Origin of the sequence: Elioraea rosea (assembly GCF_007644105.1) — a bacterium.
Classification (GTDB): Bacteria; Pseudomonadota; Alphaproteobacteria; order Acetobacterales; family Acetobacteraceae; genus Elioraea_A; species Elioraea_A rosea.
The window spans coordinates 1-25,578 of sequence record NZ_VFAC01000044.1; the positions used below are offsets into that span (position 1 = coordinate 1).

At 66.2% G+C, this 25,578-nt stretch carries 24 protein-coding genes and 1 tRNA gene; 11 read left to right on the top strand and 14 right to left on the bottom strand.

What is annotated here, in order from left to right; all coding sequences use genetic code 11:
* Both FIF60_RS18620 and FIF60_RS22300 read left to right on the top strand, forming a co-directional pair.
* A partial coding sequence (locus FIF60_RS18620; RefSeq protein ID WP_144299794.1) for a DUF3489 domain-containing protein occupies nucleotides 1-327 on the top strand: 327 nt, incomplete at its 5' end.
* Nucleotides 327-1,022: a recombinase family protein gene (locus FIF60_RS22300; RefSeq protein WP_144299795.1), complete on the top strand. Its 696-nt coding sequence runs from the start codon at nucleotides 327-329 to the stop codon at nucleotides 1,020-1,022. The genes FIF60_RS18620 and FIF60_RS22300, both read left to right, overlap by 1 nt.
* Before the next feature lie 7 nt (nucleotides 1,023-1,029).
* Here FIF60_RS22300 and FIF60_RS18630 read toward each other — a convergent pair whose 3' ends face one another.
* The 4 genes from FIF60_RS18630 to FIF60_RS22170 form a co-directional block, all read right to left on the bottom strand.
* Entirely contained in the window at nucleotides 1,030-1,422 is a 393-nt protein-coding gene (locus tag FIF60_RS18630; protein WP_144299796.1) for a hypothetical protein, read from the bottom strand.
* Between the two features lie 114 nt (nucleotides 1,423-1,536).
* On the bottom strand, nucleotides 1,537-1,959 hold the full coding sequence (locus FIF60_RS18635) for a hypothetical protein (protein ID WP_144299797.1): 423 nt from the start codon (nucleotides 1,957-1,959) through the stop codon (nucleotides 1,537-1,539).
* A complete protein-coding gene (locus FIF60_RS18640; RefSeq protein WP_144299798.1) occupies nucleotides 1,940-3,208 on the bottom strand; it encodes a site-specific DNA-methyltransferase in 1,269 nt (422 codons plus the stop codon). Before FIF60_RS18640 ends, FIF60_RS18635 begins: the two co-directional genes overlap by 20 nt.
* Before the next feature lie 157 nt (nucleotides 3,209-3,365).
* The gene (locus FIF60_RS22170) at nucleotides 3,366-5,603 is read right to left on the bottom strand and encodes a phage/plasmid primase, P4 family (protein WP_239451707.1); all 2,238 of its coding nucleotides are present in this window, start codon (nucleotides 5,601-5,603) and stop codon (nucleotides 3,366-3,368) included.
* On the opposite strand from FIF60_RS22170, the gene FIF60_RS18650 reads away from it, so the two are divergent.
* The 7 genes from FIF60_RS18650 to FIF60_RS18680 all read left to right on the top strand — a co-directional run bounded on the left by FIF60_RS18650 (nucleotide 5,539) and on the right by FIF60_RS18680 (nucleotide 12,769).
* On the top strand, nucleotides 5,539-6,963 hold the full coding sequence (locus FIF60_RS18650; RefSeq protein ID WP_158639294.1) for a DUF262 domain-containing protein: 1,425 nt from the start codon (nucleotides 5,539-5,541) through the stop codon (nucleotides 6,961-6,963). The two genes, FIF60_RS22170 and FIF60_RS18650, sit on opposite strands and share 65 nt — an antisense overlap.
* Before the next feature lie 552 nt (nucleotides 6,964-7,515).
* On the top strand, nucleotides 7,516-8,892 hold the full coding sequence (locus FIF60_RS18655; RefSeq protein ID WP_338032110.1) for a tyrosine-type recombinase/integrase: 1,377 nt from the start codon (nucleotides 7,516-7,518) through the stop codon (nucleotides 8,890-8,892).
* A 273-nt stretch (nucleotides 8,893-9,165) separates the two neighbouring features.
* On the top strand, nucleotides 9,166-9,378 hold the full coding sequence (locus tag FIF60_RS18660; RefSeq protein ID WP_144299801.1) for a MerR family transcriptional regulator: 213 nt from the start codon (nucleotides 9,166-9,168) through the stop codon (nucleotides 9,376-9,378).
* Between the two features lie 128 nt (nucleotides 9,379-9,506).
* Entirely contained in the window at nucleotides 9,507-9,728 is a 222-nt protein-coding gene (locus tag FIF60_RS18665; protein ID WP_144299802.1) for a hypothetical protein, read from the top strand.
* Nucleotides 9,725-10,444, top strand: a complete 720-nt coding sequence (locus tag FIF60_RS18670) for a DUF3102 domain-containing protein (RefSeq protein WP_158639296.1) — start codon at nucleotides 9,725-9,727, stop codon at nucleotides 10,442-10,444. Before FIF60_RS18665 ends, FIF60_RS18670 begins: the two co-directional genes overlap by 4 nt.
* Nucleotides 10,441-11,295, top strand: a complete 855-nt coding sequence (locus FIF60_RS18675) for a DUF7146 domain-containing protein (protein WP_144299804.1) — start codon at nucleotides 10,441-10,443, stop codon at nucleotides 11,293-11,295. Before FIF60_RS18670 ends, FIF60_RS18675 begins: the two co-directional genes overlap by 4 nt.
* Nucleotides 11,288-12,769, top strand: a complete 1,482-nt coding sequence (locus FIF60_RS18680; protein WP_158639297.1) for a YfjI family protein — start codon at nucleotides 11,288-11,290, stop codon at nucleotides 12,767-12,769. Before FIF60_RS18675 ends, FIF60_RS18680 begins: the two co-directional genes overlap by 8 nt.
* Before the next feature lie 631 nt (nucleotides 12,770-13,400).
* Here FIF60_RS18680 and FIF60_RS18685 read toward each other — a convergent pair.
* The 4 genes from FIF60_RS18685 to FIF60_RS18700 form a co-directional block, all read right to left on the bottom strand.
* Entirely contained in the window at nucleotides 13,401-14,033 is a 633-nt protein-coding gene (locus FIF60_RS18685; protein WP_144299806.1) for a hypothetical protein, read from the bottom strand.
* A gap of 453 nt (nucleotides 14,034-14,486) precedes the next feature.
* Nucleotides 14,487-14,834, bottom strand: a complete 348-nt coding sequence (locus FIF60_RS18690) for a hypothetical protein (RefSeq protein WP_144299807.1) — start codon at nucleotides 14,832-14,834, stop codon at nucleotides 14,487-14,489.
* Nucleotides 14,835-15,220: 386 nt separating this feature from the next.
* The gene (locus FIF60_RS18695; protein WP_158639298.1) at nucleotides 15,221-16,198 is read right to left on the bottom strand and encodes a methyltransferase domain-containing protein; all 978 of its coding nucleotides are present in this window, start codon (nucleotides 16,196-16,198) and stop codon (nucleotides 15,221-15,223) included.
* 336 nt (nucleotides 16,199-16,534) lie between these two features.
* On the bottom strand, nucleotides 16,535-17,176 hold the full coding sequence (locus tag FIF60_RS18700) for a hypothetical protein (RefSeq protein WP_144299809.1): 642 nt from the start codon (nucleotides 17,174-17,176) through the stop codon (nucleotides 16,535-16,537).
* Nucleotides 17,177-17,693: 517 nt separating this feature from the next.
* Between FIF60_RS18700 and FIF60_RS18705 the strand changes: the two genes are divergently transcribed.
* Together FIF60_RS18705 and FIF60_RS18710 are read left to right on the top strand one after the other, a co-directional pair.
* Nucleotides 17,694-18,479 (top strand): HNH endonuclease, encoded by a 786-nt coding sequence (locus FIF60_RS18705; RefSeq protein ID WP_144299810.1) that lies wholly within the window; start codon nucleotides 17,694-17,696, stop codon nucleotides 18,477-18,479.
* 358 nt (nucleotides 18,480-18,837) lie between these two features.
* A complete protein-coding gene (locus FIF60_RS18710) occupies nucleotides 18,838-19,320 on the top strand; it encodes a thermonuclease family protein (protein WP_144299811.1) in 483 nt (160 codons plus the stop codon).
* A gap of 79 nt (nucleotides 19,321-19,399) precedes the next feature.
* On the opposite strand, the gene FIF60_RS18715 is transcribed toward FIF60_RS18710, so the two are convergent.
* The 6 genes from FIF60_RS18715 to FIF60_RS21965 form a co-directional block, all read right to left on the bottom strand.
* Nucleotides 19,400-19,475: transfer RNA gene (locus FIF60_RS18715), tRNA-Glu, on the bottom strand.
* 47 nt (nucleotides 19,476-19,522) lie between these two features.
* Nucleotides 19,523-21,292 carry a single-stranded-DNA-specific exonuclease RecJ gene (recJ, locus tag FIF60_RS18720; protein ID WP_239451708.1) on the bottom strand — a complete coding sequence of 590 codons (1,770 nt, stop codon included), beginning with the start codon at nucleotides 21,290-21,292 and terminating at the stop codon, nucleotides 19,523-19,525.
* Nucleotides 21,285-22,301, bottom strand: a complete 1,017-nt coding sequence (gene glpX / locus FIF60_RS18725; protein WP_204251252.1) for a class II fructose-bisphosphatase — start codon at nucleotides 22,299-22,301, stop codon at nucleotides 21,285-21,287. The genes recJ and glpX overlap by 8 nt, the downstream gene beginning before the upstream one ends.
* Before the next feature lie 37 nt (nucleotides 22,302-22,338).
* Nucleotides 22,339-23,631: a homoserine dehydrogenase gene (locus tag FIF60_RS18730; RefSeq protein ID WP_144299812.1), complete on the bottom strand. Its 1,293-nt coding sequence runs from the start codon at nucleotides 23,629-23,631 to the stop codon at nucleotides 22,339-22,341.
* The gene (locus FIF60_RS18735; RefSeq protein ID WP_144299813.1) at nucleotides 23,631-24,878 is read right to left on the bottom strand and encodes an LL-diaminopimelate aminotransferase; all 1,248 of its coding nucleotides are present in this window, start codon (nucleotides 24,876-24,878) and stop codon (nucleotides 23,631-23,633) included. The genes FIF60_RS18730 and FIF60_RS18735 overlap by 1 nt, the downstream gene beginning before the upstream one ends.
* Before the next feature lie 89 nt (nucleotides 24,879-24,967).
* On the bottom strand, nucleotides 24,968-25,578 hold a 611-nt coding region (locus tag FIF60_RS21965), incomplete at its 5' end, for an OmpA family protein (RefSeq protein WP_144299814.1).

Genomic DNA, 25,578 nt, shown 5'->3' on the forward strand with positions numbered 1-25,578 from the left:
GTGGTGGCGGCCTGGGAGGGCGGCAGCGACGTCACCCCTGCGATGGTGGCACTGAAGGCCGCGCTGGCCCCTGCACCCAAGGCTTCCCGGGGGCCTCGTGTCGGGACCAAGAACGAGGCGGTGCTGACGCTACTGCGCCGCGACGACGGCGCGAGCATCGCGCAGATCATCGAGGCCACCGGCTGGGCGCCGCACACCGTCCGGGGCTACCTCGCCGGGCTGAAGAAGCGGGGGATCGGCGTGGAGGTGCTCGAGCGCGTGCGGCAGGTCGGGCCCAACAAGCAGGGGGCGAAGGGGTCCTACAGCATCTACCGGATTGCCGGCTGATGCGACGCACGGAGGCCCGGCCGCGCTATGCGGTCGGGCTGACCCGTGTCTCCACGGCCGAGCAGGGCCAGAGCGGGCTGGGCTTGGAGGCACAGAGCGAGAGCATCCGGCGGTTCGTCGCGAGCCAGGGCTGGGTGCTGGTCGCGGAGTTCTCCGACGTCGCGAGCGGCAAGGACGACCGACGGCCGGGCTTCCAGGCGGCGCTGGCGCGCTGCCGGCAGCTTGGCGCCGTGCTGGTCGCGGCTCGTCTCGATCGCATCACCCGCCGGGCGCACACGCTGTCGCAGCTGCTGGAGGAGGGCGTCGCGATCCGTGCGGCGGACATGCCCGGCGCGGATGACCTGATGATGCGCGTCTACGCGGCGATGGCGCAGAAGGAGCGGGAGCTGATCAGCGAGCGCACGCGCGCGGCGCTGGCCGCGGCCAGGGCACGGGGAAAGCGCCTCGGCGGGGACCGCGGCTATCGGCCAGCCTCAGGCCCCGACGCGCGCGCCGCCGCAGAGGCCCGGCGCGACGAGGCCGACCGCACGGCGCACCGCATCCTCCTCGAGATCGAGGCGCTGCGGGCGGATGGCGTCGCTGGCTACGCGGAACTGGCGCGAGCACTCACCGACCGCGCCATCCCGACGCCACGCGGGCGGGCCGCCTGGACCCACACGACGGTCGCCCGGCTACTCGCACGGGCAGGCGTCTGACGCAGGGCTACACGTCGACGCCGTAGTCAGCGAGTTCCGGCAACATCGCCTCGATCACGAAGTCCACGAAGGCGGCAGGCGCGTCGAGATAGAACTCGCGGTCTGAGTAGCTGCCGACGCTCGCCTCGATCCCGCGTGCTGCCAGCCACTCTGCGAGCCTCTCCAAGGCTGCTCTTGGATCATCGTCCAGGAATGCGACCTGCGAGCGGAGCTTGTCCGGGTCGCGATGCGTCGTCTCGCTGCGGCTGAACTGCAGGTCGATATTCGTTCCCGGTTGACGGAGCCAGATCGACCGTGCGGTCCGCCGCAGTGTGACGAAGCCAAGTTGGGTCGTCAGCATCTCGACGATCGTTTCGAAGTGCTGGGCATCGAGACGGTTGGCAACGTGGTTGAAGCGCATCTGGCAACCCTCCTGCAGCTGATCGTAGGCCAAATCGCCGATTGCTGAGAAACGGACCCATCCATCGCATCTGTTCGTCACCGAGCAACGGTCGTTGGTCGGTGTTGAACAGGGTCAGGTGGATGGAGGTTGCTGCTCATCGGTGAGCTGCGCCGCTTCGGCGGCTTGCTCATCGGCCTCGGCGATCTCGTCGCGGAGGTGCTGGAGGATGCGTTCGAGCTCGGCATCCGTCATCTGGTCCATCTGCGTCGGTCCGACGCGAAGCTCCTGCTTCTCGCGCCAGCCCGCGCGCGCCTTCATCCAGAAAATCGCGGCCGCGACGTTGTTGCCGGTCGTCGCCATCTGGAACAGCGACTGCGCCACCTTCGCCGTCGCCTCGACCATGCCGCGATCGAGCTCCCGCCTGAAGTGCTTGCGCAGCGTCTTCGGCTCGATCTCGAGGAAGGTGGCGATGTCCTCCTGGGGGATGCCGAAGCCGCTCATGGCACGCACGGTGCGGCGCTGCTCCTCGGTCGGCTCAAACCGCACGCCCTGCATCGGTGGCCTCCTCTGCCCGGTGACGCTTGAGCGTCTCGAAGCTCTCCCCGGTGGCCTCCAGCGTCGCCGCCTCGCCGGCGAAGGCCTGCCAGCGCAGTACCGCGACGTCGACGTAGGTCGGAGAGAGCTCGATCGCGTGGCAGGCCCGGCCGGTGGTCTCCGCAGCGATCAGCGTGGTGCCGGAGCCGGAGAAGGGCTCGTAGACGGCCTGGCCTGGCGCGCTGTTGTTCTGGATGGGCCGGCGCATGCACTCGACCGGCTTCTGCGTGCCGTGCACGGTCGCGGCATCCTGGTCACGGCTCGCGATCGTCCAGAGCGTCGTCTGCCGCCGATCGCCCTGCCAGTGGCCCTGTCCCCGTACCGCGTACCAGCAGGGCTCGTGCTGCCAGTGGTAGTGGCCACGGCCGAGCACCAGCCGCTCCTTCGCCCAGATGATCTGGGCCCTGATCTCGAAGCCCGAGGCGGCGAGGCTCTCGGCGACGGTGGTGGCGTGCAGGGCGCCGTGCCAGACGTAGGCGACGTCGCCCGGGAACAGCGCCCAGGCCTCGCGCCAGTCGGCGCGGTGGTCGTTCTCGACCGCACCGGTCCGCTTCGTGGTGCTGATCCCGGCTCGGTTGCGCCAGGCTGGGTCGTAGGCGACGCCGTAGGGTGGGTCAGTGACCATCAGGTGCGGCCGCACGCCGCCGAGCACGGCCTCGACCACGGCAGGGTCCGTGCAGTCGCCGCAGGCCAACCGGTGCCGCCCCAGTCGCCACACGTCGCCCGCGCGGCTGGTCGGCACCACAGGTGACGCGGGGACGTCGTCGGGATCGGTGAGGCCGCTGGTGGGCTCGGTGAGCAGGGCGGCGAGCTCGTCCTCGGCGAAGCCGATCAGGCCGAGGTCGAAGCCGTCGGCCTGCAGCTCACCGAGCTCGAGGCGCAGCATCGCGTCATCCCAGCCTGCGTTGAGCGCGAGCTTGTTGTCTGTGAGGACGTAGGCGCGGCGCTGGGCAGGACTGAGATGACTCAGCTCGATCACCGGCACCTCGGTCATGCCGAGCAGCCGCGCAGCGAGCAGCCGCCCGTGGCCGGCGATCACGCCGCGCTCGCCGTCGACCAGGATCGGGTTGGTGAAGCCGAACTCGCGGATGCTCGCAGCGATCTGTGCGACCTGCGCGTCGCTGTGCGTCCGCGCATTCCGAGCGTACGGAACCAATTCCGCCACCAGGGCCTTTTTGTATTCGGGGAATGGGGGTGCGATGACCGTCATGCGGGGGCTCCGTCGCTGTCCACGAAATGGCATTCGACGCTTGCGACAGATGCGACGGCTTCTCCTGTTATCCCTACACGCGCGCGTGCGCGTATGGGGATCAATTGGAACGACGGTCGCAAGTGTCGCAGGTGTCGCGAAGGGCAGGATTGCGCTGTCACGGGTCGCGGTCCTGCCAGTGCGGTGAGGCTGGCTCGAGGCGTGCGCGAATGCCCCGGAACCCTCTCCCCCTGAAGTGCTCGCAATCCTTCGCCCGCTCGAAGCCGAGACGTTCGAGCGTCGTGCCGAACCACTTAGCGGTGCGAGCTTCCTCGCCGCGTCGGGCGGCGTACGAACGCCATGATCCGTAAAGGTTCGCGTTGGTGTCACCGATACCGACGTCACGGTCGCAGCACTCATCGACCCACTGCGCCACGAGATCCTGCTCCAGGAAGTACTCGGCCGTGGCATCGATCACCGCCTTGGGCTGCTGCAGGCCGATCTCCTGCCATTTCAGGCAGCCTTCGATCATCCAGCGCAGGATCGCCGGCCACTCGGCGCGGAGCCGCTCCGGCAGTTCCGGGTCCGGCTTCGGCGGCTTGTGCACGAACGGCACGACGTTGAACCTTCGGCGCGCCGCGTCGTCGACGTTGCGCAGAGCTGGCTTGTGATTGCCGCTGACGTTGAGCTTGAAGGCCGGGGTGAAGGTGAAGAAGTCTCGGCGCATGAAGCGTGCCGTGACCGGATCGCCTCCTGTCAGGGCCTTGATCCGCGCCTCGGCCCAAGGGCGGCCTTCCTCGGTCTCGGTGGAGATGACCAAGCGCGCCCCGTGCAGCATCGCGAGGTCCGTCGGGTGCTTGTCGCCCTTGCTCGCGGTGAAGGTCTCCATCGCGGCAACGGTGGCGTAGGTGCCCATGATGCCAGCGACGGTGTTCAGCAGCACGCCCTTGCCGTTGCCGCCCGGACCGTACAGGAACAGCAGCGCATGCTCGCGGGTCTGCCCCGTCAGGCAGTAGCCGAACCAGCGCTGCAGGAACCGGACGAGGTCCGCATCGCCGTTGGTCGCCTGGTCGAGGAAGGCCAGCCAGCTCGGGCACTCAGCAACAGGCGCTGGAGGAATTGCCGTCGTCCGCGTGATCAGGTCGTCTGGTGATGCGTCGCGCCGCAAGCCAGTGCGCAGATCAACCGTGCCGCCGGGCGTGGCGAGCAGCCAGGGGTCTCGGTCCCAGGCCTCGCTGGTGACGGCGAGCGTCCGATCGGCCTGGGCGAGACGCTCGACGCCTGAAGCGAACGTCGATCGGCCCGTGCTGCGCCGCACCTTGTCGTCATGCGCGGCACCTCTGGTACGGGCGAGGTCGCGCGCGAGGCATAGACCGAGCTGGGTCTCGTCCTTCTGCCAGATCGCTCCGGTCCACCGGAACCACTTGCCTGTGTGGTGGCAGAAGCGGAGCTCGCTGGCGTGCTGCCGCGCGAAGGCCAGCGCGACGCTGTCCTCGGTCACAAGGCCCTCGGCGGCGTCGGCGCGGGCCTTCTCCTCCTTGGCGTAGATGTCTTCGACGCAACGGGGGATGTCGTCACGTCGCTCCTGCCATCGTGCGTCACGGTCCGGCGGAAACACGCTCTCCATCGCGTCGAGCAGGCGCTTCTCAGCCTCGTGCTTCGGTACGCCACGGGATGCATACAGCCCGGCCAGCCGCACTGTCGCCTGATGGTAGCTCTCTGCGCGGGCCACGGCCGCGAGCAGTGCCTCCTCGTCGAGCGGGCCTGTGCCGGCGATTGCGTCGCCAGCCTGCTTGGTCGCCGGCTTGCCGATCGCGCCCGCGTCGAGGTCGTCGCGCAGATCGATCGGCGTGCCATCGACCAGCACGACCTGGTGCGTGGGGTTATTGGCGACCGAGCCGAAGTAGTAGGCTTGAGAGAGCGTCCAGCTTTCGGCCGCGAAGATGCCGCCGAACGCGCCATTGAGCCGGCTCACGAGGCGGCTTCGCTCGGTCGGTGGCAGCTCCCGCGACGACGGGCACAGCACCCGCCAGCGGGGCTTTTCCGCCGTGTGGCTCGGCGAGGTGTAGAGGATCGCCAGCAGGCCGGCCCTGTCGAGTGTCTCGACCGCCTGCGCGACGCCGATCTCCTCGTCGTCGTAGTCGGCCTCGATACCGGTGATGGCCAGCACGTTCGCGTCGTGGCGGAGGCTGCCCTTCTCGGTCCGATCCTCGCCAAAGCGGGCGAGCTTCAGCCAGGGGAGGTCAGCCTTCTCCCCCGCCGCGGTCGCACGTATGAGCACGATGAGGTCGCCCAGCGTCGTCGTGTGCTCGGTCTTGCTCGCAGCACCAAACCCGACGAACCGCGTATACGTGATCGGCTTCTCCGCCGAGGCCGACGCGAGCACGCCGCCGGAGCCAAACGGGACCGCGCTCATGCCCGCGCTCCCGCCAGCCGCCGCTGGTCCGCCTCGTACTGCTCGATATCCTGAAGGCGGTAGAGCACGCGGCCGGGAGCGCGACGCCGCCTTCTTCGAGAAGACGATCCAACATGAAGGCGTAACGGCGAAGCTTCCCGATCCTCGCAATCACAAGGACTCAGAGGCTCGCATTGTCGAGAACGCTGCCCTGCTGCGTGAGCGGTTGTTAGTACTCGACGCAGCCGCGCGCGAACGGCTGACGAGGTATCTGGTTCAGCGGTGTTACCTGGTCGTCGTCGCGGCGTCAGATCAGGAATCAGCATTCCGCATCTTCGCCGTGTTGAACTCACGCGGGCTGGACCTGTCTCCCGCCGATATCCTGAAAGCGGAAATCATCGGTGCGGTGCCGGTCGAGAAACGCGAGGAGTACACAGAGCGCTGGGAAAACCTGGAGGAGATGCTCGGGCGCGAGCGCTTCGCAGACCTGTTCGGCCATATCCGCATGATCCATCGCAAGCAGAAGATCCGCGGAACACTCGTTGCCGAGTTTCGTGAATATGTGCCGTATCGCGACGATCCGGCTGGCTTTATCGATCGCGAGTTGACGCCCTGCGGCGACGCCTACGAGGACATCACCGATCGCAACTTTTCAAGCTTTAGGAACGCCGAAGACGTCAACCGCCTGCTCCGCCATCTCGCCCGCCTGGACAACATCGACTGGCAGCCACCAGCGATCGATGTGTTTGCGCGATGGAGGACGGATCCAGACTTCATCGTTCGCTTCGTGACCGACCTTGAGCGGTTGGCTTATGGCCTCTTCCTAACGCGTGCCGACGCGACGACACGCATCGGGCGCTACGGAGCGCTGTTGCAGGCCATTCAGGCCGGCGCTGACCTCTTCGCGGAAGACTCCCCGCTGCAGCTCACTGCAGCCGAGAAGGTGGGTGTGCTGAACACGCTCAATGATGAGATTTACACAGTGACGCGCATTCGCCTTCCCCTGCTTCTGAGGCTCGACTCGATGCTTTCAGGCGGCGCCGCGGAGTTCGACAACCCTATCGTCACGGTGGAGCACGTGCTACCGCAGAACCCAGCACCTGGCAGCCTGTGGATGAATGACTTCCCAGAGGAGGCTGACCGTGTGTCCTGGGTTCATCGTCTTGCCAATCTCGTGCTGCTCACCCAGCGGAAGAACTCGCAGGCGGGCAATCTGGACTTCGCTGAGAAGAAGACGCGCTACTTCATGACGAAAGGCGGCGTGTGCGCCTTCCCTTTGACGAGCCAAGTACTCTCCGAAGAGACCTGGACCCCGAAGACTCTTCAGCTGCGTCAGAAGGAGCTGATCGACAAGGTCGCGGAGGTTTGGCGGTTACGCTGATAGAGGGGGGCGGTCCTGACCGCCCCATACTGGTACTGAATGAGAGCGAGCGGTCCGAAGGGCGTGGCACTCGCGCTCTGCTGTTGGTTGCGATTGCTGGGGCACTCTCCTATGCGAACTCTGCCCAGATTTCGCCACACGAAGTGTAGGTTTTCTGAGGGTTTCCGGCTGGCGGGTAAATCGTGCAAGTAGCCAGGTTCGGAGAGAACGGGGCGGGAGAGAGCGATTTTGGGGCCTCGTTTCGGCCCCGCATCGGCCAGTCGCGGCGCGGGAGCCGCGGAAAACCTGCGCCTGAGGACGCGGCCCGTTAGGAGCGAGAGAGTTTGCCGCGGAAGAAGGTGGCGTCCCGTACGGACGCCATCAGACGTGTTCACTGCCGTGCAAGCTGATGCGCTAGCGGTGGAAGAGATGGCGGAAGCGTAAGCAATTGACTGGGTTTGACGCACGGTGACGCGGCTTGGACCGTGGTGACATTGCGTGTGGGGGCTGTGGGGGCTAGTGTGGGGGCTGGTGGTTTGGCTTCCCTCTACCCCCACATTGGAGCGAGCCCCGATGAAGCGATCCGGCAACCTCGATGCCCGCACGGTGGAAGCGGCCGAGAAGCGCGCGAGCGTCTATCGGCTCTCCGATGGCGGAGGGCTGCTGCTTGAGGTGAAGCCTACCGGCGCGAAGGTCTGGCTGTGCCGCGTCACGGTGGCCGGCAAGCGTCGCGACATGGGCTTGGGTGGATACCCCGCCGTGAGCCTCAAGGATGCCCGTAGAAAGGCAGAGGAGGCCCGTCGCGTGGCAAGCGAGGGGGCGGACCCGATCGTTGAGCGGGAGAAGCGCGAGCGCGCGCTGGCAGCCGAACGCGAGGCGGAGAAGGAAGCCGAGGGCCGCACGTTCGAGGCGATCGCGCGCCGCTATGTCGCGGCCGAGGGGCGCGGTTGGAAAACCGCCAAGACAGCGGTGATGTGGACGGGCTCGCTTGAGCGGTGGGCGTTCCCCGTGCTCGGCAAGATGCCGGTGGCGGAGATCGATCGCGCGGCGGTGCTGCGCGCTGTGGAGCCGGTATGGACGACGCGGCCAGCGACAGGGCGGAAGGTGCTACGCCGGATCGGGGCGGTTCTGCGCTACGCCGCCGCGCACGGTTGGCGCGCGAACGACAACCCCGCCGATGCCCGCATGCTTCGCAATGCCGGGCTTCCGGCGCTGCCCGGTGGCCGCAAGCAGCCCTCGCTACCCTGGGCGCGCCTGCCGGCCTTCATCGCCGCGCTGGACAAGGTTGAGGGCTTCGGCGCGCTAGCCCTCCGCCTTGCGATCCTGACGGCGCTGCGCTCGGGCGAGGTGCGCGCGGCACGGTGGTCCTGGCTCTCGTTCGATGGTGTGCCGACGCTCACGGTTCCGGGCGAGGTGATGAAGGGCAAGAAATCGGCTGACGTAATGGCCCATCGCGTGCCGCTCTCCGACGCCGCGCTTGAGACGCTGGCCAGCGCCTACGGCTACGCGACCGGCAAGGCGGTGACGGTGGCCGAGCTGCCCCGCCTCGCCGCGCTCGCGGGCGATCGGCTGATCTACCCGAGCAGCACCATGCACACGCCGATCAGCGACATGACACTTTCGGCCGTGATGCGGCGGATGAATGCCCATCGGCGCAAGGGGACACCAGCACCGTGGCGTGATGCTGACGGGCGCGAGGCTGTGCCGCACGGCTTCCGCGCCACCTTCTCGACCTGGGTTGACGACACCCGCCCCGAGGAACGCGAGGCCGCCGAGAAGGCGCTGGCCCATGAGGTGGCCAATAAGGTGAGTGGCGCATATCGACGCTCCGACCTGTTCGACCGGCGCGTGAGCCTCATGCGCGAGTGGGCGCTCTATGTGGCCCCCAAAACCCCCAAAAATACCAAAAACCCCACTGAGGCGTTGCGGGGCGCCAGAGCCGCAGTATAGGCCCGCTCTCGGGCGCGGTTGGACCGCAGCTGGATGCAGAATGAAACAAAACGTTACCGAAAACACATCGGTAAAAATCTGTTGATATTCAGTCGCTTACAGCGCGCACTGTGCGCACTGTGCGCGCTGTGTGCACTCGCGCCTAAGTAACCCTCTGTAAAGATTGCATTCGCCAAAAAGTGGCGAGATGCCATAGACAGGATTAACTTTGGCGTTACTGCGCATATACATCCGGGCATCCCGCGCACTGCGGATCATCTCGACAGGTGACCAATGCCCCGACGCCGACTCAATCTAGAGCCCCCAAGCCCGACCGCGATCTCCTACACGCTGCGCGACGGCGAACGCATCTCAGGCCTCAGCAGCGCGACGCTTCGCCGCCGCGCTAAGGCGGGAGAGTTGATCCTGTTCCGTAACGGGGGGCGCACGCTGATCAGCGGCGACAGCCTTCGCCGCATGCTCTCGCCCGTGATCACTGCCGAATAGAAACCGCCCGGCGCGCGTGGCAACCGGGCGGCGAAACGTTCGCGGCAGTCGTGTGTGACAACGCTGATATAGCCCCGAACGGATCGCTTCGCCACCGTCTCGCGTGCCCGGCAAGAGGAATGCCGGACATGATCCTTGACCAGATTCTCCCGCCTCCTCGTGAGGTGCAGCGCCGCGCCTGGGAGTGCGCATTCGTCATCGGTGCTGAGCATTCATGCCGCATCGGGACCACGCTGTTTCATTACTGCCAGCATGTGGTCTGCGCGCGCGAGCCCGAGACGCTCGGCTGGGCTGAATGCGGGTGGCTGTTCCGCGCACATCGCGACGTGTTCGGCGTGAGGGCAGCATGAGCAAGAGCCTTTCTGCCGTCACGCCCGGCCGGCAATCCGGGTTCGACTATACGCGACTGCCGGCAGTCGATCGGGCGCAACTGCAGGAACGTGCCGCGACTCTCCGCAGTCAGTTGACCGCACTCGACCACGACGTGAACAACGCGAAGCGGCATGTGATGCGCCGCGCCTCTGAGATCGGCGTTCAGCTTCTCGCCATCAAAGCAAGCCTGACGCATGGCGAGTTTCTGCCATGGTGCCGGGCCGAACTTGAGCTACAACCACGTACGGCACAGAACTTTATGGCCGCCGCGCGCCTACTTAACGGCCTGCCGCAGGGCGAATGCGAAATCGTTTCGCTTTTGCCGCCGAGCACACTCTACGCGCTGGCGGCCCCCGCCATTCCCGAGCAAGTTCGCGAGAGACTAATCGCCGATGTCGTCGCCGGCAAACCGATCACGCCGAAGAGCATTCGCAGCGAAATCCGCCGCGAAACACGCTTTAGTTCTAATGTCGGGCGGCTACAGCCTCGGCCAAAGCAGTCGAAGAGCCGGATTGCCCGCGAGAACGCGCGACAAGCCGAACAGCGAGAGCGACGGCGACGCGCGACGGACAAGCTTGCCGAGCTGCTTCTTGTAGCACTGCCGGAAACGGAGCTTAGAGACGTCTTTCATGAAGCGGACTGGTTTCAGGCTGGCCTGATCGTTCGCCGTCGCCTTTGTGGAGAAGGCGCGTGATCGCCCCTGCGATCGTTGCGCGGCTAGGGCTCAAGCGCGTCGGCAGCCAATGGCGTGGCGACTGCCCTGCATGCGGCTATGCGGGCTCCTTTGTCATGAGCCTCGGCAGCGAACGCACGCCACTGTGGTGGTGCGCGTCCTGCCGCGACAAGGAAGCCCTCACAGCGGCTTTAACGGGTGACGGCTACGCGATAGCGCCCGCGCCGTGTGACCGCGTTCCTGTGCCTTCCAGTGGCCAGCGCGCGGCACGGGCGCAGGCGCTGTGGGAGCGCGGCTTGCCGATCACGGGCACCGTCGCCGAGACCTACCTCCGATCGCGCGCGCTCGGCGCGGTGGCCAGCGACGCGCTGCGATTCCTGCCGGCCGAGCGACACAAGGAAGCCGCGCACGTTGGCCCCGTGCTGCTCGCCGCCGCCTGCGACGAGGCGGGCACCGTGCGCGCCGTCCATCGCACCTGGCTGCGTGAGGACGGCACTGGCAAGGCGAAAGTTGACCCGCCACGAAAGACGCTCGGCTCCCCGACCGGCTGCGCTGTGCGGCTGCTGCTTGCCTCCGCCAAGGTGGTGCTCGCGGAAGGGCTCGAGACGGCTCTGGCCGCCGCCGCGCTGTTCGGCCTGCCCGCATGGTCCTGCCTCACGGCTGGCGGGCTGGAAGCGGTGCAGCTTCCGGCTCCGATCCGCTCGGTTCTAGTTGCCGCCGATAACGACGTGAGCGGCACCGGCCAGCGCGCGGCCGATGCACTCGCGCAGCGGCTTCTGGCTGAGGGCCGCGCCGTGCGCGTGGCGATCCCCGACCGGCCCGGCGAGGACTTCAACGACATTCTGCGCCGGAGGATCGCGCGCCATGGCTGACGGCTACACGACGCATGACGCGGTGCCACCCGCGCCCAACATAGCCGTGCTGCGCCTCAATCGTCGCGACGCGCCTGCGCTGCCGCTCGACCTGTTCGGGCCGTTCTGGTCGCGCTGGATCGCCGACGCGGCCGAGGGCAGCGACGCGCCGCCCGACTACACCATGGCCGCCCTGCTCGCCGCCGCAAGCGCGCTGATCGGCAATGCGAGGCATGTCCTGGCACGCGATGGATGGTCGGAGCCGCCGGTTCTGTGGTGCGCAGCCGTTGGCGATCCATCCAGCGGCAAGTCTCCCGCCGCCGATCCCGTCATGCGCATCGTCTCCATGATTGAGGACGAGCTGGCGACTGATCACCCCGAGGTGCGGCGCAGATGGGAGACGGAGCGCGAAGGGGCGCGAGCGCGCAAGGCGAAATGGCTGACGGAGGTGAAGGCCGCAGCCGAGAAGGGCACCCCTCCGCCGCAAATCCCGGAGGACGCGGATGAGCCGCCGGAGCCGATGCGGCCCCGCGTGCGCGCCAACGATGTGACGATGGAGCGGCTTGTCGAGATGCTGGCGGGGCTTCCGAAGGGGTTGCTCTTCACCCGCGACGAGTTGGCCGGCTGGATCGCGTGCTTTGACCGCTACAGCGGCGGCGGCGACCGGGCTTTTTGGATCGAAGCATATGGCGGCCGAACCTACACGGTCGATCGCAAGAAGCATCCTGAGCCAGTACATGTTCGGCATCTGTCGGTCGCGATCTTTGGAGGTATTCAGCCCGCCCGGCTGAGTGAGGCGATGAACGACCCCGATGACGGGTTGCTGCCGCGCTTCCTCTTCGCCTGGCCCGAGGCGCAGGCGCGGCCGACGCCGTTGCGATGCGCCGACCTGCCCGCTGCGCTGCCCGCGCTGCGCCGCCTCGCGATGCTGCCCATGGCCAGCGACGAACGGGGCAACCCGTGCCCCCGGATCGTGCGCTTCACCCCTGACGCATACGCCGCGCTGGAAGCGTTCCGCGCGGACCTCCGGGCACGCGAGCATGCCGGCCTGATGGCAGGGGCGATCGGGAAGGCGCCGGGGCACGTCCTGCGGTTGGCGGCCGTGCTAACGTTCCTGTGGTGGTGTTCCGATGCCTCTGCGCCGGAGCCAGACCGCGTTACGGTTGCGGCCGTGCAGGCCGCCTGCGGCCTGTTGGACGCCTACCTTCTCCCGATGGCAGAACGGGTGTTCGGCGACGCCGCCGCGACCGAAGTTGAACGTGACGCAACCACGCTCGCGCGTTGGATCATGCGCACACGTCCGGCAGTGGTGAACACGCGCGAGGTGCGCAGCAGCGCGCGCCTGCCTGGGCTCAGAGAGGCCAAGCGGATACGGACCGCCGCCGACTATCTGGTGGAAGAAGGTTGGTTGTTCGCCCCTACACCGAGCGGCGAGGCAGGCCGCCCGCGCGCTGACTACACGATGAACCCGCGCGTCTGGGAGGCGTGCCGATGAGCCGATGGCTTGCCGCTGCACGAACCTCCCTCCAAGCGGAGGGTGCGGGCGCGCAACACGCAGCCCCGGCCCACGGAGCGGAGATGCCGGGGTGTTCTGGTGATTGTGGTGATTTTGGCGAACGCGGGGAAAGTGACAGTAGGCGCGTGCCCGAGGCTGCTGCGCATCTCTCTGCCATGGTGCGCGCCCATGGGCCGGGGCACCCCGAGGCGCTGGCCGCCGCGCGCGCGCTGCTCGCCGCTTGCCAATGCGTTAGCGATGACCCCGACGAACGCATGTGCGCCCCGGCGTGGTCGGAGGTGACGGCCGAGCCTCCGCCCGGCGCGTGGTGCGGCTGCTGCGGTAGGCGAGAGAAGAGCGCGGGGCGGTGGTGGCGCGAGCGTCACGACCCGAAGGGCTGGCGCTGTGCGACGTGCCACCCGCCGAACCATTTGGACGACGCGCGAAACGTGATGGAGGTGCGAACATGACATAGCTGTTGAACGACTGGCATCTCTCCCCGACCGGGCTTGTCTGGGCGCGCCTGCCCGGCGGGTCCATGACTGCATTCAAACTCCACCTTCAGCGACCCGGGCAAATTGTGCTGGTCACGCCGGAATAGGCTGACCGCTCAGCCAGGGGCATCCGAGTTTTACTTAACTGCCCTCACGGAAACAAAGGTAGAAAAGGCAGAAATGATGAGGAGGAAGAAGGCGGACACCAAAATCAGCAATGGCGGAGGCTCACTGATGCTCACCAACTCGGCCCTCTCGAAGATTCCACTAAAAGGGCATGCGCCTGTTCGCTGACACAGCCCGTCCGGCTGCGGGGAGTCAACGCCAAACGTACCAGAACTTCTAATACTGTCCAAAACGAAACTGAAGGCCCGATTCTGATCGGAAAAAAATAAACCGCCAGTCGGCAGACCGTTTCCGCTTGATTGCAGTTGAAAATTCCATCGATCGTTATCGAAGATATCTACATAAGGGTCCAAATCCTGCAATGTCGCAGATATAAAACTAAACCCATTCCCAGCGGTGAAATACAACGCTTCGATGCCCTCATCATTCCAATTTACTGTTGCTGAATCTTCATTGTAGGCGAAGTTAACGCCACTTTCGAATGCGTGGTCCGACATCGCGAGCCAGCCCGAGGCACTAACGGCTCCTACCGGAACTGATTCGGTGATTGTGAACTTGAAGAACACCGTACCCATAGCGCTCGTGCTGGCGCCGAGCGTCGTCGCTACCGCTAGCGCGGCCGCTAAGAAAGTTCGTATCAACATGAATGTGGTTCCCCTAATGGCGGACCCCCACGGTCCTTTTTTCTCCCTGCGGCAAGTATCAGTGTTTGCCGCCTCCTATTGCAATCGTTGATTCCGGTCGCAGACCGAACATGAGCGAGCCCTCCGGAACGTTTCACCTAACGGTAGTGCCGCGCTCCTACCCACGCTGCGCCTGCTTGTGGGTGGCCGGGACAAGGCGGTGACCCGAACGTGGGCGCCTCTGCGGTTTAGCCTCGACAATCGGTGCGAGTGCATCGCGGCGGGAGTGGCAACGCGACCGGACGCGCGCGTTGTGCGCGCTCACGCGCGAAGCGGGAGACTACACTCGCGTGCTCGCGTCGGGACGGAAATACGCTCGCTTTGGTCAGCCCCTAGGGAGCGTCCGTTGTCCATCTGTCCGGGCGCACGTGGACCGGTGCCGCTGCCAGACACTCGGCGCCTATTGCCAACGCATCAAGCAGCCGGGCACTGTTTTATTCCGACCGCGCGGCGCACAGCCTCTGCATGACCGCGAACGGAAGCGAGCTCGGCAGCCTCGATCCCGTCGCCCTGTCCGACACCGATCCAAAAGGCTTGAACTTGGCTGGTGCGATAACGTTGGTCCTGCGCCGTTGCGAGCATGGTTTCTCGACGGTTCAGACTGTCCAACTCTGCACGCAGCCGAGTGCAATCGAACGACTCGTAAGGGAGCGTTGAAACCGTCATCCCAGCAATTTGTGCTGGCGGAGTTGGCATGTTGAAGCACCCGGCCAGCAACATCGCCGCGCCCGGCGCGATCAGGGCAGGTCGAATGGTCTTCATCAATCGCCTCATTCGTTGCGTGTCGGTCTACGAGCCACGCGATTGGCAGATCACGCAGCTCGGCCCGCAGAATCCGCCAAGGACATGAATACAAAGTTGGCAGCATGCGCCGGCCAAGCCTCCGCCCAGCTGGTGGTGCGCATCCTCCCGCCGGCGAGAGCAATGCGGCGTGCAGCCGGGGCGCGGGCGGTGAGAGGCTAAGGGGTGGCGATCCGCGATCCTCCACACCTAAACGCGCGAGCATTGCTGCTGGTGCGGAAATAACGGTGCGGGTGGAACTAATGGCCGCATTGTCCGACAGACTAGCCCAAGACGTTTTGCCAACCACAGACTCTGAGCTCGGTCGGCGGCATCGAGAAACACCCGAGCGCTCGTCTTCACCGCTTTCAGCTAAACCCGCCGCGATAGAGTCCGATGATTTCGCGGTCTGGCAGCGCGACCTCTTGCCTAGTGCCGTAGAAGTAGACGCCACCAGCACCATCAAGCGACGCTGGATTTCGACGGGTGGCGAAGTCGAGCAATTTAAGCGGAACGCTCAGTAATAGGCAAACGAACGACGTTGCGGCGCGCCAGCGGCGTGATGGGAATAGGTTCGCGAGAACCATTCTGAGAGACCACCCTGCGACGACACCGGGTCCAAGCGCCATCCCGCTATCGATCTCGGAGAAGCGGCGGAACAAGCGACGGTGGCCGAGTGGGGTGAACCGCGTGAAGTCGTAGGCGCCCATATGCACCGGCTGCAGAAACGGCGTAGCCGCGTAAACGCGGCCTTCGGGGGCTAGAACGCGCCAGATCTCAGACACCACGCGCGGGGGATCGGCCACATGCTCTAGTACTGATACCGCGAGGACGAAGTCAAACGACCCGTCGTCAAAGGGAAGATCGTGGCCATCTGCGATCGCACCGATACCGGGCGAGAAGGCAACGTCCGTGTAGATAACTTCTGCCGGTTCATCGTAACGCGTATTCCCTGCACCAAGCACGAGCACTCGCGGTCGCACGCTACGATCGCGACAGAAAGCTGCAAGGGCAGCTTCGGCGGTCACATGCGAAGTCGGGATTGCGAATTCTGAGAGGCGCTGAGCCATGCGACGATAGAGGCGCCTGACGCCGCGCTGACGGTCAGTCTGAGTGCCGTAAGCGACACCTTCATAACCGCCGCGATCAATATAATCTGATACAGCAAAAACACTTTTTGAGTCATTGATCAGTATGGGGATACTGCGTACGACCGGAAAACAAGCGAAACAGAGGGGACAATGCAAAGTTTCTTCTTCAATCTTTAGCGAGGACCCATGACATACTGGGCACCAGAATTGAAGAATGTGATTTTCATCGTAGATGGCGTCAGATTCTATTGTCATATCGCAACCCGTTTGCATCGCCCTCAGCGGTATGGGCGGTTGTGTGTTGGGAGACGGGCGGGCCTGAGTGTTCCAGAGGTTATGGCTGGACTACGAGGCTGAGCAAGCGGAGGCGGCGCTGAAGCGGATGGTGTTCGGGCGGGCAGGCTTGATTACCCGTGGCATTGGAGGGCGGGGAGGCGTGGTACGATGGCACAGTGACGAGCGCGTCTTGCTTCGCCTATTCCGTCCGCTCAGCGGCGGTAGTGACGTTAGCTGAAGCGGACGAAGGTGGGAGCGCCTTATTCCGGCTCATGACCACCCACCCCGACATCGCGAGTTGGATAGGAAGCGCTCTTACACAGCTTTCCGCCTCAGATTGCGATGGCGGATCATAAGCAGTATGAAAACTGCGGTGCATAGCAATGCAAGACTTTGCGGTTCCGGGATGACGCGAACAGCCCAAATCCCTGTCCCCCACACCGAAACATTAGTGTCTGTCTGTCCTGTCGGCCTATACGCCGCTCGAAAATTATCACCCTCAAAAACAGTTTGTCCGTTCTCATAGCCCGCTCCGTAGGAACTGAAACCACAGCAAAAATCGGCATGCTCAATTAGCTGACCATTACTTTCGGACAGATTGCCCTTTAACGCGAAACCTACCATTGCTGGACCGAAACTTGCACGTTCACCCGCATCCCCGAACTGTACGAAGCCGCTCACATTGAAATCTTGATACGTCTTGACGCCGCTCGGTTCAGAAATATACAGAATACCATTGTAGATTCCGAACTGCCGTCCGTATATCTCAAGTTCCAGAATCCCAGTAACAGTCTGACCTAAGGCAAACGGCGACGCAGTATTTTGAGGTAAGTTATTGTATTCAAGGTGAGTTACTTGTCCAATATATGTAAATATTGCTTTTGCTTGGATTGGTGAACTTGCTACTGCTGCGATTAGGGCGATTGTAGCTATTGCGAATGCGCGCACAGTGACCATACGTTATTTCCCCCTCATACCTTGCTGCGCCAGTGCCCCCGAGCCACGTTGGATGACGCACCCCTGACGCTTATCGCGAAAGCTTCGCTGCGCCGATTTTAATCGTAATGAGTCGTCACCAGCGAGTCCACGATCCTGCCGGTCTGCAGTACAATTGGACGCCTGCGCGTTCGCCGGACGTCATGCTAACGCTGAAATCAATTTCGCAACGGTTCGATGCGCAATAGTTCTCTCGTAGCCTGGCCCCTCACGCACATCACGCGGATACCGCAGGGGCTGACTCACCTCTGCGTCACCAGCGTCCTGACCGGACGCGCGCGCGGGCAAAGCTGCACGGGAAGAGGGCTGCGGCGCGTCATCGACGCGCGCGCGGTGTGCGCGCTCGCGCGCGAGTACATCAGGCCCGCAGCAGTAGCGTGCCCGAGCACGCCGCATGCAACAGGAACCATGAAAGGGGCGGAGGACGAGCCCCTAGTTGTGCCAATCAAGGAAGGTGGGCAGCCTGGTACCTTCATAGATGGAGGGCGCATTGGCACTACCTGATAACGAGCCTAGGAACCCCGACTGGCTCCGCGACGAAATCATCCTGGCGCTGCATCTCTACCTCGACCATCGGGCGCGTCATGGGCGCCTCCCCGGCAAGGGCGCTCGGGAAATCGAAGAACTCAGCAACACGCTGCGGCAGTTGCACCGCTCGCTCGGCACGGTTGGTAATGCGCGACTGCGGAACACAGCCGGTGTTTACATGAAGCTGATGAACCTCAGCCGGCTTGATCCCACTGTGCAAGCCGCAAAGCGCTCTGGCTTGCGCGGCGGAGGACAGCTTGAGCGGGTTGTATGGGACGAGTTTGCAGATGATCCCGATCGCCTCGCTCGCGTTGCAGGCGCAATCAAGGCGGCTATCGGGACGGTGCTGTTCGAGGATGCGGCCGACGAATCAGAATTTGAAGCTGCGGAGGGGCGGTTGTTAATGCGCCTCCACCGCTATCGCGAGCGCAACAGGGAGATCGTGAGGCGGAAAAAGGAACAGGTGCTTCGGGAAACCGGAAAACTTGCCTGCGAGGCGTGCACTTTTGACTTCGGAGCGTTTTACGGCGATCGCGGAGCCGGGTTCATCGAGTGCCACCATACGAAACCACTTGAAACGCTCGCAGACGGATCAAGAACGACTGGGCGAGACCTCGTGGTGCTCTGCGCCAACTGTCATCGCATGATCCACGCTCGCCGACCTTGGCTGACGGTTGGCGAGTTGCGCCGCCTGGTTGCTCTGGCAAGCGCGGTCTCGAGTGAAGCACTCAGCTAAGGCGCGCCCTCTGGTTTCGGGGTCCTGCTATTGGCAGTGGAAGGCGACACGCTCGAAACGGGGCGCATTACCACCCACCCGGACATCTCGATGTGTTCGGCCAGAATTTCAGCGACTATGCGCGCGGCAAGCTCGTGCGCGTGCCGATGGGCTTGGCCGCTTTTCCGGAACCTCAGGGCGTAGGACAGAGCAGCGGCAAGGCTGGCGCGATCGACAGGGATTAGCTTTTCGTCAGCCATGCCCGCAGGGTATCTGCGTGGTTCGAACAAAACAAGAACATCGATATCCACAGCAGATTGGCGACCTGACCTACCCCGCGCGGGCACGCAAATGGTTTGTGGCGTGCTAAGGGCCAGCGATGCGGTTCTCCCTCGCTCTGGTTCTCGTCGCTGCCTCCGCAAGTGTGTGCGCTGCCTCCGCCGGGACACTCATCAGCGGCCGACCTTCGGTAGTCGACGGCGACACGCTCGAAATCGACGGCACGCTGATCCGCCTCCATGCGATCGACGCGCCAGAGCTTCGGCAAACCTGCCTCACGGCATCAGGCGAGACATGGCCGTGCGGGCAAGACGCGGCCGAGGTACTTCACCAACGCGTCCGGCTGCGCATCGTGCATTGCATGCCGCTAGATCGGGATCGCTACGGCCGGTTGATCGGCCGGTGCACGTTGGACAGCATCGACTTGGGCGGTTGGATGGTGCGGCAGGGGTGGGCGTTAGCCTTCCGCCGTTTTGGCGAAGACTACGTCGGCGAGGAAGCCGAGGCGCAACTACAGCGGCGCGGCATGTGGGCTGGGCGGTTCACAGCGCCATGGGATTGGCGAACCGGCATACGCAACTAAGACGCAAGTGCGCTCTGTGGGGGCCTACGTGGGGTCTATCGGCTACCGCGCCCAAAACACTAACAATTTCAAAGGGTCTTGGCGTCCCGTACGGGATTCGAACCCGTGCTGCCAACGTGAAAGGCTGGTGTCCTAGGCCTCTAGACGAACGGGACGCAGCGGATGTTGCCTAACCCGGGCAGGCGGGGCTTGCAAGCCGGTCTCACGCAAGCGCGGCATCGGCCACGTGCAAGCACACGGCATCGCCGCCGCGGAAATCATCGCGTCGCAGACGCCCCGCCAGCCGCACCGATCGGCCGCGCGCCGAGAGCAAGGCCTCGGCCAGCGGGCTGTCATCGGCGCGGAACATGACGGCCCGAAGCCTCGCGCCCGTCTCGCCCGCGAGGGTGAGCCCGAGCGTCGCGCCATCGCGGCCCATACGCGCGACATGGGCGAGCCCGCCAGAGGCAGCGAACACCGGCTCCTCGTTGCCGACGCCGAAGGGCCCAAGGCGCGCGATCATCTCGGCAAGCGCCGCGTCCGCTCCCTCCGGGCTCAGGGCTCCAGCGAGTTCGAGAGGCGGCGGGCCTGGCGGCGCCAGGCCAAGCGCAGCCTCGCACAGCGCGGCATGCAGCGCCGGCAGCGCCCCGGCTTCCGCGGTGACGCCTGCGGCGAGCGCGTGGCCGCCTCCTTTCCGTGCCAGGCCGGCCGCGACGGCGCGCTGAACGGCCGAACCGAGATGAACGGCCGGAACCGACCGGCCCGAGCCCTTGGCGATGCCTGCCGTGACCGAGAACACGAAGGAAGGACGATGGAACCTCTCCTTCAGACGCCCTGCGACAATGCCGACGACGCCCTCGTGCCATGCGTCCGAGGCGACGAGCAGCACGGGCATATCGGCCGCGACCTGCCGTTCCGCCTCCTCGATCGCGTCGGCCAGCACGGCGCGCTCGATCCCCTGCCGCTCGCGGTTGAGCGCATCGAGCCGAGAGGCCAGCGCCTCCGCCGTCGGCTGGTCGTCGGCGAGAAGGAGCCGCACGCCGAGATCGGCGTCGGCGAGGCGCCCGGCGGCATTCAGCCGCGGGCCGAGCGCGAAGCCCAGCGCCTGGGTGTCGATGGCCCGCTTCAGCCCGGCGATCGACGAGAGCGCGGCAAGCCCAGGCCGCGGGCTCGCCGAGATGCGTGCGAGGCCACGGTCGACGAACGCGCGGTTGAGGCCGAGCATCGGCACCACGTCGCACACAGTCGCGAGTGCGACGAGATCGAGCAGGTCGAGCAGCTCGGGCGCGCCGGTGCGGTCGAACCGGCCGATGGCGCGTAGCCTGCGCATCAAGGCGACCGCTGCGACGAAGACGACGCCGGCGGCGCAGAGATGGCCGAGGCCGCTCGTGTCGTCCGGCCGGTTCGGATTAACGACCGCCCGGGCGGGCGGCAGTTCTCCCGCGACGGCATGGTGGTCGAGCACCACGACGTCTGCGAGGCCGGCGACGGACGCGATCGGCTCATGCGCGGCCGTTCCGCAGTCCACACAGACGATCAGCCGGGCCCCTGCCTCGGCCAGCGCCCGGAACGCGGCGACGTTCGGCCCGTAGCCGTCGCGCACGCGATCGGGCACCGCGTGGAGAACCGTCGCGCCGAGTGCCCGGAGCAGCCGAACGAGGAGGGCGGTGCTCGCCGTGCCGTCGACGTCGTAGTCGCCGAACACGGCGATGGTCTCGCCGCGCACAACGGCATCGGCGATCCGTTCCGCTGCAGCATCGGCATCGGCGAGAGAGGAGGGATCGGGCAAGAGGTCGCGCAGTCTCGGCGCGAGATAGCCCTCAGCCGCGTCCGCCGCGATGCCGCGGGCAAGAAGAAGTCGCGCAATCGGCTCCGGAACGCGCGCTGCCTGGGCGAAGCGCGCAGCCTCCATCGGATCGGCCGCGCGGAGGATCCAGGCCCGCCCGCTCAGCGAGGGTGGGAAGGACGGGCCCAGGGAGATGTCGTCAGGCACCGATCCAGGACTTGCGGGTGAAGTTGTGGTGCGCCTCGATGTAACGCACGGTGCCCGACTTGGAGCGCATCACCAGCGAATGCGTGATCGCCCCGCCGCTGATGCGCCGCACGCCGCGCAGCATCGCCCCGTTGGTGACGCCTGTGGCGGCGAACATCACGTCGCCCTTCGCCATCTCGGTCGTCGAGTACTTGCGCGCGAGATCGGTGATGCCCCATTTCGCCGCGCGTGCCTTCTCCTCGGCGTTGCGGAACAGGAGGCGGCCCTGGATCTGCCCCCCAATGCAGCGCAGCGCGGCCGCGGCGAGCACGCCTTCCGGCGCACCGCCCGAGCCCATGTACATGTCGATGCCGCTTTCCGGCTGGGAGGTCGCGATCACGCCGGAGACGTCGCCGTCGCTGATCAGCATGATGCGCGCGCCCGCGCCGCGCACCTTGGCGATCAGCTCCGCATGGCGGGGCCGGTCGAGGATGCACACCACGAGGTCCGACACGTCGACCTTCTTCGCCTTGGCGAGCGCGGCGAGGTTCTCCTCGGGCGTGGCGTCGAGATCGACGAGGTTGTCGGGCAGCCCGCCGCCGACGGCGATCTTGTCCATGTACACGTCGGGCGCGTTCAGGAAGTTGCCGGCTTCGGCGAGCGCGACCACCGCAAGCGCGTTGTTGCCGCCCTTGGCGGTGATCGTCGTGCCCTCGAGGGGGTCGAGCGCGATGTCGGCCTTCATCCCGCCCATGCCGACCTTCTCGCCGATGTAGAGCATCGGCGCCTCGTCACGCTCGCCTTCGCCGATCACCACCGTGCCGTCGATCGCGACCGTGTCGAAGGCGCGCCGCATCGCATCGACGGCGGCCTGGTCGGCGGCCTTCTCGTCGCCGCGGCCCATGAGCCTGCTTGCCGCAAGGGATGCCGCTTCGGTGACGCGGACGAGCTCGAGCGCGAGGTTGCGGTCGATGTTCGTCGCATCCGGGGCGTCGCCGCCTGCGGCAAAGGTGCGGGCATTGGTGGCCATCTGGACTGTCTCCCGTCTCGCGTGGGGCGTTCTGTTCTCAGAGCGATTCGATGCGCAGCATGGCGGGCGGTGCGATCACGGAATCGAGCCCGGTGATTCGCTCGAGCGCCGCGGCCATGGCCGCTTCCTGGCACACATGCGTGGTGAGCACCACAGGAACGGCCTCGCCAGGACTTCTGCCGCGCTGCAGCATGCTTTCGAGGCTCACGGCATGGTCGCGCAGGATGGCCGAGACATCGGCGATCACGCCAGGGCGATCGACCACCATGAGGCGAAGATAGTACGCACCCTGTCGTGCCGAGATGGGCACGGAGGGCTCTGCCGAGAGCAGGCTCCCCGCGATGCCGAAGGGTGGCGTGTGGCGCCCGCGCGCGATGTCGATCAGGTCGGCGACGATCGCCGAGGCGGTGGGTCCAGCGCCTGCGCCGCGCCCTTCCAGCATCACCCGGCCGACGAAATCGCCCTCGATCGCGACCGCGTTGAACACCCCATCGACATGCGCGATCGGCGAGGCGAGGGGAACCATCACCGGATGCATGCGCGCCGACACGCCCGCAGCGGTGCGCTCGGCGATGCCGATCAGCTTGATGCGGAAGCCGAGCTGGTCGGCAAACGCGATGTCGAGCGCGGAGACCGAGCGAATGCCCTCGACGTGCACGGAGGCGAAATCGACCGGCCGCCCGAAGGCGAGTGCTGCGAGAATGGCGAGCTTGTGCGCCGCATCGATGCCGTCGATGTCGAAGGAGGGGTCGGCCTCGGCGTAACCGAGCTTCTGCGCTTCGGCGAGAACCTCTGCGAACTCGCGCCCCTCGTTGCGCATCGTCGTCAGGATATAGTTGCAGGTTCCGTTGAGGATGCCGGCAACGCGGCCGATGCGGTTGGCGGCGAGCCCCTCGCGCAGCGCCTTGATCGCCGGAATGCCGCCCGCCACGGCCGCCTCGAACAGGAGCGGCGCGCCCTTCGCCTCGGCGAGCGCGGCGATCTCTGCGCCGTGCACGGCAAGCATGGCCTTGTTCGCCGTCACCACCGGCTTGCCCGCTGCAAGCGCCGCCTCGACCGCGGCGCGGGCCGGCCCATCCGCCCCGCCGATCGCCTCGACGACGACCTCGACGCCTGGGTCGGATGCCATTGCGACCGGATCGTCGAACCAGCGGAGCCCGCCGAGCGGCATGCCGCGGTCGCGCGAACGGTCGCGCGCGGAGACGGCGGTGACCGCGAGCGGCCGACCTGCGCGGGCGGTGAGCAGCTCGGCGTTCTGGCGCAGAAGCGCGAGTGTGCCGCCGCCGACCGTGCCGAGCCCGGCGATGCCGATGGAAAGCGGATGAGGCATCAGGCTGCGTCCTCCACGCCCGGCGTCGGGGCTTCGGGATCGGGCAGCTCTGGAGCGTTCGAGCCCTGCAGGAAGGTTCGGATGGCGCGGCAGGCCTGGCGGATGCGCTGCGTGTTCTCGACGAGCGCGATTCGTACATGTCCATCGCCATGCTCGCCGAAGCCGACGCCGGGACTGACCGCGACTTGCGCCTTCTCGAGCAGGAGCTTCGAGAAGCCGAGCGAGCCGAGCGCGCGGAACCGCTCCGGGATCGGCGCCCAGGCGAACATCGAGGCTTCGGGCGCCGGAACGGTCCACCCCGCCGCAGCCAGCCCCTTCACGAGGACTTCGCGCCGCTCGCGGTAGAGCGCGCGCATCTGCCCCACACAGTCCTGCGGCCCGTTCAGCGCCGCGACCGAGGCGATCTGGATCGGCGCGAACGCGCCGTAGTCGAGATAGGACTTCACCCGCGACAGCGCAGCGATCAGCCGCGGATTGCCGGCCGCGAAGCCGATGCGCCAGCCCGCCATCGAATAGGTCTTCGACATCGAGGTGAACTCGACCGTCACGTCTTTCGCGCCAGGCACGGCGAGCACCGAGGGCGGCGGCGTGTCTCCGAAATAGATCTCCGCATAGGCGAGGTCGCTGATGATGAAGACCTCGTGCTTCCGCGCGAACGCGACGAGCTCGCGATAGAAATCGAGCGTGGTGGTCAACGCCGTCGGGTTCGAGGGGAAGTTCACGATCAGCGCCGTCGGCTTCGGCACGGAGTGGATCACCGCGCGGTCGAGCGCGCGGAGCATCTCCTCGCCCGGTTCGTGCGGGATCGAGCGCACGGCCGCGCCGGCGATAACGAAACCGAACTGGTGGATCGGGTAGGAGGGGTTGGGCACGAGGATGACGTCGCCGGGGCTCGTGATGGCCGAGGCGAGGTTGGCGAGCCCTTCCTTTGAGCCGAGCGTGACGCAGATCTCTCGGTCAGGGTCGAGCGCGACGTCGAACCGGCGCGCGTAGTAGGACGAAACGGCGCGCCGCAGCCCCGGTATGCCCTTCGAGACCGAGTAGCGATGCGTGCGCGGGTCCTGCACCGCCTCGGTGAGCTTGGCCACCACATGGGCGGGCGCGCCGCTATCGGGGTTGCCCATCCCGAGATCGACGATGTCCTCGCCGCGTGCCCGCGCCTCGGCCTTCAGCCGGTTCACCTCGGCGAAGACGTAGGGGGGAAGGCGTCGGATACGGTGGAACTCGGGGCCTTGATCGGCTGGCATGGCGCAATCCGCCTGTGGCGAGGAGCGTCCGGGTATACCGGGCGGCGCCTGCTGTCGAGATATCCTCGCGCAGCCCCGGCGCGACGAGGCTAGCGGGCCGTGATCAGCGTCACCTCCGCGCCCCGGCCTGCGGGTCCGGGGCGGGCGGCGCCGCCGAGCTCGATCGCCTCGGCGGAGACGCCCGCGGCCCGAAGCGCATCGGCCACGGCCCGTGCCCGGGCGAGGGGAAGATCGAGCGCCCGGCCGGTGCCAGCCTCGTCCGCGAAGCCTGTCACCCGGAAGGTTGAGCCCGCTCCGCGCGAGGCGAGGCTCGCCAGTACGGCCCTGTCGGAGGCGACGATGGTCGTCGTTCCCGGCAGGAAGGAGAGGGCGTAGCCGGGTTGCGCCACCCGGCCCCTGCCGGGTTGCAGGGCAGTACGGTCGATCACCACGGAGGGCTGGACCGGCTGGGGCGGAGGTGGGGGAGACGGGGGGGCCATTGCGGCGGCCGGAGCGGGTGGTGCGGCTTGCGGCACCGGCGCGGCGAGCGGAGCCGACGAAACGGGAGGCGCCGCCGGGGGCGGGCTCGCCGCCTCGATCGGCAAGAGGATCGGCGCGGGCGCTGCCGGCGGCGCTGCCGGGGGTGCCTCGGCGTTGCGTGCGCGGGCCGGAAGCTCCTCGGGCATCGCCGGGGGAGGCGGGGGCGCGAGCGGTTCGACGG